The organism is Aliiglaciecola aliphaticivorans, assembly GCF_054782055.1.
In genome coordinates this window covers 126,209-134,484 of record NZ_BAAGTF010000097.1, presented here as the reverse complement: position 1 = coordinate 134,484, position 8,276 = coordinate 126,209, and the positions used below count along the sequence as shown (strand labels likewise).

Annotated in this window: 11 protein-coding genes and 1 pseudogene; 7 read left to right on the top strand and 5 right to left on the bottom strand. The window is 41.9% G+C overall.

The window, feature by feature from the left end:
* Nucleotides 1–89 (top strand): annotated as a pseudogene (locus ACYVIL_RS22420) (IS5/IS1182 family transposase); the annotation flags it as partial.
* Between the two features lie 100 nt (nt 90–189).
* Here ACYVIL_RS22420 and ACYVIL_RS22415 read toward each other — a convergent pair.
* The 5 genes from ACYVIL_RS22415 to ACYVIL_RS22395 form a co-directional block, all read right to left on the bottom strand.
* Nucleotides 190–1,617, bottom strand: a complete 1,428-nt coding sequence (locus ACYVIL_RS22415) for a DUF3526 domain-containing protein (protein ID WP_460315161.1) — start codon at nt 1,615–1,617, stop codon at nt 190–192.
* Nucleotides 1,614–2,336 carry an ABC transporter ATP-binding protein gene (locus ACYVIL_RS22410; protein ID WP_303476513.1) on the bottom strand — a complete coding sequence of 241 codons (723 nt, stop codon included), beginning with the start codon at nt 2,334–2,336 and terminating at the stop codon, nt 1,614–1,616. Before ACYVIL_RS22410 ends, ACYVIL_RS22415 begins: the two co-directional genes overlap by 4 nt.
* Nucleotides 2,337–2,877: 541 nt before the next feature.
* Nucleotides 2,878–3,039 (bottom strand): hypothetical protein, encoded by a 162-nt coding sequence (locus ACYVIL_RS22405; protein ID WP_460315159.1) that lies wholly within the window; start codon nt 3,037–3,039, stop codon nt 2,878–2,880.
* A 13-nt stretch (nt 3,040–3,052) separates the two neighbouring features.
* Complete coding sequence (locus ACYVIL_RS22400; protein ID WP_460315157.1) at nt 3,053–3,982, bottom strand: TIGR03571 family LLM class oxidoreductase; 930 nt, start codon at nt 3,980–3,982, stop codon at nt 3,053–3,055.
* Between the two features lie 10 nt (nt 3,983–3,992).
* Nucleotides 3,993–5,174, bottom strand: coding sequence for an MFS transporter (locus ACYVIL_RS22395; RefSeq protein WP_303476519.1), 1,182 nt, complete (start codon nt 5,172–5,174; stop codon nt 3,993–3,995).
* A gap of 165 nt (nt 5,175–5,339) precedes the next feature.
* On the opposite strand from ACYVIL_RS22395, the gene ACYVIL_RS22390 reads away from it, so the two are divergent.
* The 6 genes from ACYVIL_RS22390 to ACYVIL_RS22365 all read left to right on the top strand — a co-directional run bounded on the left by ACYVIL_RS22390 (nt 5,340) and on the right by ACYVIL_RS22365 (nt 8,137).
* A complete protein-coding gene (locus ACYVIL_RS22390; protein ID WP_460315154.1) occupies nt 5,340–6,227 on the top strand; it encodes a LysR family transcriptional regulator in 888 nt (295 codons plus the stop codon).
* A gap of 270 nt (nt 6,228–6,497) precedes the next feature.
* The gene (locus ACYVIL_RS22385; protein WP_303476523.1) at nt 6,498–6,764 is read left to right on the top strand and encodes a helix-turn-helix transcriptional regulator; all 267 of its coding nucleotides are present in this window, start codon (nt 6,498–6,500) and stop codon (nt 6,762–6,764) included.
* A gap of 179 nt (nt 6,765–6,943) precedes the next feature.
* Nucleotides 6,944–7,483, top strand: a complete 540-nt coding sequence (locus ACYVIL_RS22380; RefSeq protein WP_460315152.1) for a hypothetical protein — start codon at nt 6,944–6,946, stop codon at nt 7,481–7,483.
* A gap of 95 nt (nt 7,484–7,578) precedes the next feature.
* Nucleotides 7,579–7,710 (top strand): hypothetical protein, encoded by a 132-nt coding sequence (locus tag ACYVIL_RS22375; protein WP_460315150.1) that lies wholly within the window; start codon nt 7,579–7,581, stop codon nt 7,708–7,710.
* 69 nt (nt 7,711–7,779) lie between these two features.
* Complete coding sequence (locus ACYVIL_RS22370) at nt 7,780–7,938, top strand: hypothetical protein (RefSeq protein ID WP_460315146.1); 159 nt, start codon at nt 7,780–7,782, stop codon at nt 7,936–7,938.
* A gap of 40 nt (nt 7,939–7,978) precedes the next feature.
* A complete protein-coding gene (locus ACYVIL_RS22365; RefSeq protein ID WP_460315148.1) occupies nt 7,979–8,137 on the top strand; it encodes a hypothetical protein in 159 nt (52 codons plus the stop codon).
* The last annotated feature ends 139 nt before the right edge of the window (nt 8,138–8,276 follow it).

Genomic DNA, 8,276 nt, shown 5'->3' with positions numbered 1-8,276 from the left:
TATCAACGAGGTATGAAAAGTTAGCAAGGAATTATGCCAGTATGGTTTCACTGGCATTTTCGATGATGTGGTTGCCGATGTATTGCTGAGTGAAATATGTACAGCAAAGATCAACAGGCCTTAGTATTCCCAATAAATACTTTTGTTTAAAAAGAAAACCGGCTTCTCGACGAATATTTGAAAAAAACCTCATTGGCTAATTCTCCTTACTGCAAAACGAAGACCCAAAAAGACAATTGCTCCCCATAACAGTAATTGCAGAAAATGAGGGACACTTTTAGCAAGCCTGACTGTCGCGCTATCTGGCGTAAAAGAAAACTCAGACAAGACATGCCAGTTGTCGGCACTCACTCGCGCCGCTTGGTTGTCGTTATGACGATTCATATCAGTTTTATAATCTAAGGTGTCTTGATGAACCTGATTAAGAGATTGCACAAAATCAAACCTTAACTTTTCAGCTTCTCGCAAAAATCTGTGGTGAGTTTCTAAACTTGTGCCGGCTATCATCATTGAAAAAGAACGAATAGCCGTCATTGGGGTTATCCAACCGAACTGGCGCGCGATTTTGGCTTGTTGTAACTCCTCCTCCATACGCTGTTCAGCAAACTTGTTCAGAATTTTAGTAAGTTTTTCTTCGGAATATTTGGCAACAGTGCCGCGGAAGTTAATAGGCAGCTCATCAATGTTTTCCACACCGTATTTTATCAACAGATTTTTCTTTAATTTTTCAAACGCGGGAGATGAGGCATTATGTCCGTCTCCAAGTTTTCTGAGCTCTTCGTAAACAGCAAAGTCTGCTTCTAGTTTCCCGGGAGATGGCGCTAGAACAGCGGCACTGGAGCTACCAATACGAGGAATAAGAATACAAAAAATAATCCACAAACCAACCAAAGTGGCAAAACTCACACTATTTTTTCTGCTTATCCCTGAAACCGTTAAAACAATTCCGCTCCAAATTAAAATATAAAGAAGATAACCTCCAACAAAACTACTTGTCAGTAAAAATGACTCCCCCTTGGTTGTTGCCCAAAATGCAGAGATCACTAATGGCAATAACATCAGAATACCGCTACCGACCAAGGCTAAGTACTTACCAAACAGTAAATGCCATATATTCACCCCTTGGGTGATCATGATATTCAGTGTACCGGCTTCTTTTTCGCGGGTGATACTGGCATAGCCAATTAATATGATGAAAAGAGGCACCAACACTTGCAGCAAAAAGCTGGGTGTTAAGCTGCTAAACCGGGTCATTCCTGATGCCTGTCTTTGATCGGAAAATACGGCGCTGTTTTGTCTGTGCCCTTCTAAAAAAATTGAAGTACCGGTGTAGGCATCAACACCAGGTTCAATAATACTTAGGGGAGAAGGTGCTCGAAAAACATAATGTCCATAGTGCACCATTCGATGGGGGTGACGATCGGGCTGCTCAAAAAATTGAGCTTCAGAGGCCTCTTGAAAGTGTTCCCTCTCATGGGTAGCGTGCTCCATTTGCACGCTATTGATCAGCGCAGAAATGATGGTTAGCAAAATGCCAATGAGCAATATACTGGTTGCCGTTTTTGTTCGTTTCCAAAAACGCCATTCGTCTTTGGTTATTTGGCTAATGGCACTCATCGCTTGTTTCTCGCTGAAAAGGCGGAGTGAACCACTTCGGTATCGATATGAGAATCTTCCCCTCGCTCGAACATACCGACGATTTTCCCCTGATCTAATAACGCGATTCGATGGGCAATTTGGCAGGCCCCATATACATCGTGAGTAACCATAAATACAGTCGTGCCTTCAGCTGCTAAGGTTGCGATTAGCTGATTGAATTCGTCTATTGCATTTGGGTCTAAGCCCGATGTGGGTTCATCCAAAAACAATACGGGCGCTTCTCGCAACAGTGCCAGAGCAATGGCGACTTTTTGGCGCATCCCTTTTGAATAGTCAGCCATCGCTCGATGCCAAGCAGACGATTGCAATGCTACCCGTGTTAACGCTTGCTCTATTTCTGTTTGCGTTCGTGAGATTTGCGCTAACGAAAGAAAGTAAGAGATATTTTCAATACCTGAAAGGTGTCCGTATAAGGTAACGGATTCAGGCAGATAGGCGACTTTCTGACGAATATTGTCGATTTGCTTAGTGACCGACATGCCTAAAACTTCAGCCTTACCAGTTGAAGGCCGCACAGTGCCTAGAAAAGTTTTTAACGTGGTTGATTTGCCTGCGCCATTACCGCCTAGTAGGGCAAACACCTCTCCTTTTTGAACCTTAAAACTGACATCGTCTAATACGGTTTGTTGGTTAAAACGAACACTTAAAGACGAAGCTACAATAATTTCGTTGTGCATTTATTTACTCTGTATCGGTCGTGGGTGATAGAAGATTTACAAAAGAATTAAAATGATACAATATAACATCACGTTTTGTATATTTTTTTATTTTGATTTTTGTTGTGGCAAAAAGGAATGGATTGATAAGTTCTACAGTTAAGCCTCACAGGGGCAGAAATAGAGGTTAAACGTATAACGTTGCGGTTTGGGTAAATAAGGGAGAACGGCTTCTATGAGTTAAATGTTTAGTCACTAAACATTGTTATTCGACGTATTTACTCCCATGCAATCTTGGTCAACGCAAAATAACGAGATTTTTAATCATGATTGCAGCTGTCAGCATAAAAGAGCACTAGCTAATCGGGTGTCGATACTGGAAAGTTTAGCTGGGCGGTACGTGTTCATGTTGAAAATGGTAAAGTAAAAAGCTGGAACTGGTTTGAAGACAGCTACGCGGTATCAAGGGCTTACAACGCTCAAAAATAATACCAATCAAGTATTAAAAGCTCGATATGCTGTTTAAGCATATCGAGCTTATGCTCTAGCTCTAGTTCTAGCTTTATCCAATAACCTCAACCACGGCTTTTTGTTTCTCTATTTTAGAAAACTGCAAAGCATCGTTGAGTTTGGCAAAATCAAATTTATGTGGGTTTTCGACAACAATGGTTTGCTGAGCAATTTGGCCCAACAACCTCTCTGCATCTTTAATCAACCGCAGCAACTGGGCGGCCTCCTTATTGATGAAAATGGGGTAACACTTGGTCGGCAATACGCTGCATGGCATCTTCAACCGGCAAGGCGTTGCGTCTAAAATGTAGGCCGATGTGGTTAACACCGGCGTCTTTCATGACTTTTAGCTCTGTAATAAGACCATTCACACCGGTTTCAATGCCAAATCGATGGCGTTTTATCGGTGCTTGATCCTCTGCTAATAAATTTAAATGAATAAAACTGACATAGGGTTTGTCGCCTGCCACACTTCGCCATAACTGAACCCGCTTAACATGGTCGCTAGGTGTGCCTGGATAGGCCAACCAACCGTCCATATTTTCGCCAACCCACTGGGGGCTTTGCTGAGCAAACCCTGCTACATAAAGGGGAGCTTGAGGCGATTTAGGTAATAAATCCATGCCCTGCGATAAGCTTTTTTCACCCTCTTTTAAAATACTCAGCGATTGTCTAAACGTTTCACCGCGAGTTTCAAAATCAACGTCAAACAATGGATATTCAACGGGTCTGTTGCCGCTAGCAACCCCCAGAATTAATCGGTTATTACTAAGCTGCTGAATAGTGGCAGCGGCTTTTTTAACTAACCAGGGTTGGCGCAATGGCAGTACCACGGCCGCTGTACCCAGTATGATATTTTCAGTGATAGCAGCCAAATACCCAAGGTAGCTAAAGGTCTCAAAAACTTGTGCTGCATCGCCAAAATTAGGGTCGTAAATGGGCACATCCCTAACCCATGCAGCTCTAAAGCCTAACTTATCGGCCGGCTGAATTCTCCCATGATGTTGGCTCATGTCAGGAACGCCAAACGGCGTCCACTGTGTAGCATCATAGTGGGCCCAATCATTGTCTAGGGGCAGTTCTACGCCGACTGAAAATGTATCCTTAGCCAATTTGTCAAAGGTATTGTTTGCTGCTTGTGAGACTCCCGTTGTCATACCTGGCTCCTTACGCATTATTGCTTGTTGCTAGTGAACGCTTGTCTAGATGCCCGCTGTATCGGGTTACAGCGAGTGCAATTATGGTAATCAAAGCCCCAATCCAAGCTGTGTCTGACAGCTCCATGCCATCAACAATGCTTCCTCCGATGATTGAACCTAAGGCAATCCCTATATTAAAGGCGGCAATATTAAGGCCAGATGCGACATCTACGGCATTAGGAGTGAATTTTTCAGCAAGTTGCACAACATACACTTGCAGGCCTGGCACGCTACCGAATGCAAATGCACCCCAAACCAATACGGTGATAACAGCTGCAACTTTACTTCCCATGGTAAAAGTAAGAGCTAAAAGAATGACTGACAGTAAGGTGAAAATCACGCTTAGCGCACGAATAGGGCCTTTTTTGTCTGCCAATTTACCGCCATAGATGTTACCTACCGCTACAGAAACTCCGTACACCAACATGATTAAACTAATGGCAGAAGGTGCAAACCCGGTTTCTTGTTGCAAAATGGGGGCAAGGTAAGTAAACGCAGTGAAGGTACCGCCATAACCTAGAATCGTCATTAAATAGACCAAAATTAAACGTGGCTGTATTAAGACTTTCATTTGTTCGCTTAACGTAGTTGCTTTGCTCTGTTTAAGGTTATTTGGCACTAATAACGCACTGCCAATTAAGGCAAGTGTACCTAGCCCTGAAACTACCAGGAATGTCGCTCGCCAACCAAAATGCTGGCCAATCCAAGTCCCTAAGGGTACGCCAGTGACGAGTGCGACAGTTAAACCGGTAAACATAATTGCAATAGCGCTGGCTTCTTTTTCCTTTGCAACTAAGCCGGTGGCAATAGTCGAACCAATGGAAAAAAATACGCCATGGGCCAAACCTGTAAGAATCCGTGCCATAATCAAACTTTCATAGCTAGGTGCTTGCCAAGCAAGAATGTTGCCCGCCACAAATAAGGCCATTAAGCTAAGTAATACGTGCTTTCTGTTCCACTTGCCTGTTAATGCTGTTAGCACTGGGGCGCCAATGGCAACTCCTAGGGCATACAGACTAACTAACAATCCGGCACTGGGTAGCGAAACCCCAAGATCGCCTGCAATGGTCGGTACCAGACCGACAATAACAAACTCGGTGGTGCCAATAGCAAAGGCACTCAAAGTTAAAGCAAATAACGCAATAGGCATTTTTTTATCCTCTAAAGTGAATTTGTCAGTGCTCTTAAATGATTGTTAAGTACACCGACGTTCTGATAGTTAAGTAAGTGCGTAGAGTATTGCGTTATTTTTATTTGCAAAAAACAGCATTAATGACAAAATGCTTTTGTTAATTTTGATAAAATAGAGCAGACAATGGCAGTAAAAGCGAAAACTGAAGACTTAGAAGCTTTTCTCACAGTGGTTGATACGGGTAGCTTTTCCAGTGCAGCCAACTTACTCGAACAGCAAGTGGCCAAGATCAGCCGTTCAGTCACGCGCTTAGAAAAATCCCTAAACGCAACCTTATTAAACAGAACGACCCGCAGGCTTGAGTTGACTGAAGAAGGCGAGTTGTTTTTGCGGTACGCAAGAGACGGGCTGAATATACTTGAAAAGGGAGAGGAAACCTTACGACTATTAAAGCATTCTCCTTCAGGTAAGTTACGAGTGGATGCCGCTAGCCCTTTTGTTCTTCACCAACTTGTCCCTTTGATTGGCGAATTTAACCAAGCTTTCCCCGACATCAAGTTAGAAGTTACCAGTCATGACAGCATCATCGATTTGCTGGAATATAAAACTGATATTGCGATTCGAATAGGTGATTTGAGTGACTCCAACTTACACGCTAAACGATTAGGGAAGAGTCAGTTGCATATGGTAGCAAGCCCAGAATACCTTAAACGCCATCCAATTGATGGCAATGTAAGTATGCTAACCAACCATAGGCTGATAGGCTTTAGTGATTCTCCAAACTTGAATAAATGGCCACTTAAACAACAGACGAAGCTGAACTTCAATTTGCATGCATCAAGTGGCGAAGCCATAAGACATCTTTGCATAGCAGGCCAAGGTATTGCTTTGCTGTCAAACTTCATGGTTTACAAAGATCTTGCCGCTGGCTCATTAGTTACTGTGTTGGATGACGAAATTATGTCGCCAAATCGACGAGAATCGATACAAGCAGTGTATTATAAAAATAGTGCGGTATCGTCGCGCATATCAGCATTCTTAGATTTTATTCAGCCAAAACTCACTCTATAATGGCTTAAACAAGTCGCCTTTGAGTACTTTTGCTGATTAAAACAGCCATACTATTTTGTGAACTTACGGCAAAAATTTATCAGCGCTGGATGTAATAAAGCCCAGGAAACGTCTCAAAACCCTTAGGGATCTGAATTGTTTTGACTAAATGGTCTATGTTTTATAAAAATAAAGTAAAAAAATGAAATTTTAGATTTACTGTTAGAATTTTTTAGCTTATATTTTCATCTGGTAAGTTTTTTACCGATTTTTATTTTAATGGAAAAGTCGATGTCACGAAGAAAGAGATTTAGCGGCGAACAGCTGCGTTCTTTGAGAAAAGAAGCTGGTTATACTCAGGAAGAGCTTGGTTTGCGAGTTGGGATCAGCAGGGAAACTGTGTCAGCTATTGAAAATGACAAACCTGAAACCATGAATAGTATTGGCGTAGAGGTTATCAGTAAATGGTGGTCTGTTTGTCGTCAAAGGGCTTCTGAACAAACGCGAGAGTCATTTTTCTCAACCGTGATGGATTATTTCGGCTTTTCACATAGCTGATGCTACTTTCTCATTATTTACCCAAATTGATTACAGCCCTCTTAGGAGGGCTTTTTATCTTTGCGGGTATGTATACTTTTGGAAACCCCCTTTTATTCGACCGATTATTTATCTGTATCCTAGTATTTACTGCAATCGTATGCCGGAAAAATATCAATGTATTAGGCGTTGTTATTATTTTGGTGCTTCAGCGACTAGTTGAAGAAACGGCCTGGTCTATTAGCGAATTAGAATTTACGGATTTGATCAAAGCTTCTTTTTACCTGCTGAGTATCGCCGTTTACTGGAAGATCAAATACGACAAAGCAAGTAGACTCCTGTTGCTAAGTCTCATTATTTCAATATCCGCTGAATTTTATTGGATATTTTTTCAAGTAATCGCCCCTGAAATTTACTGGTACATCTCGTTACAATCCTCTTACTTGTTTGCTCGACATCTTTTTTTCATGCGTGTTGCCTACATGTCTGATTTGTTACCAAAGCAAAAAGTGGAATCGGTAAACCTCGATTGGCAAATGTACAAACTCAATGTGCTATTCGCCGCACTGCAAATGTTTATGATTATTGAATACATTATTCGAGGTGTATTTGGCTATACAAAAGTAATGTTGATTTGGACTTCATATCCGTACCTAGCACAACTTTGCTATACCTACCTAATCTGGATCGTTTTCTACGAAAGCTATAAGTTACTCATACCCAAACTACTTCGCGCATAAATTACTGCAAAATTGTTTAAAAAAAACGCATACTGTTACACTGTTGTGGATTTAAATCCACATTTGCTTTTTTTTAGATATAAGTAAGGTAAACAATGAAGCACGAAAGCCTATTTAACACCATTCAGCTTGCGTTAGTACTTTCCGCATCCGCGGTGACTAGCCGTGCTTACGCTAAATCTAAACTAAAATTACCTATTGCCGAAACAGTTAAAACCCCCTTTTGATGTAAAGCGGGCCTAACTTTTTCAGCTAACTAAACACCACTAATCCATTAATTAAAGTAAGGAAAGACCATGAAACGTAACACTCTTATCAAAGCCGCTATGCTGACAATAGCACTCACTACTTCTATCGCCGCCACCCAAGCACATGCTGGCTCTAAACAAAAGCCACCCATTGGTACTGAAGAAACCAGCAGCTGGTATGGCAACATTCTTGATTTTTTCAGCTAACTAAACACCACTAACTCATTAATTAAAGTAAGGAAAGACTATGAAACGTAACACTCTTATCAAAGCCGCTATGCTAACAATAGCACTCAGCACTTCTGTTGCTGCCACCCAAGCACATGCTGGCTCTAAGCAAAAGCCACCCATTGGAACTGAAGAAACCAGCAGCTGGTATGGCAACATTCTTGATTTTTTCAGCTAACTAAACACCACTAACCCATTAATTAAAGTAAGGAAAGACCATGAAACACAACACGCTTATCAAAGCCGCTATGCTGACAATAGCACTCACCACCTCTGTTGCTGCCACTCAGGCACACGCGGGCTCTAAGCAAAAGCCC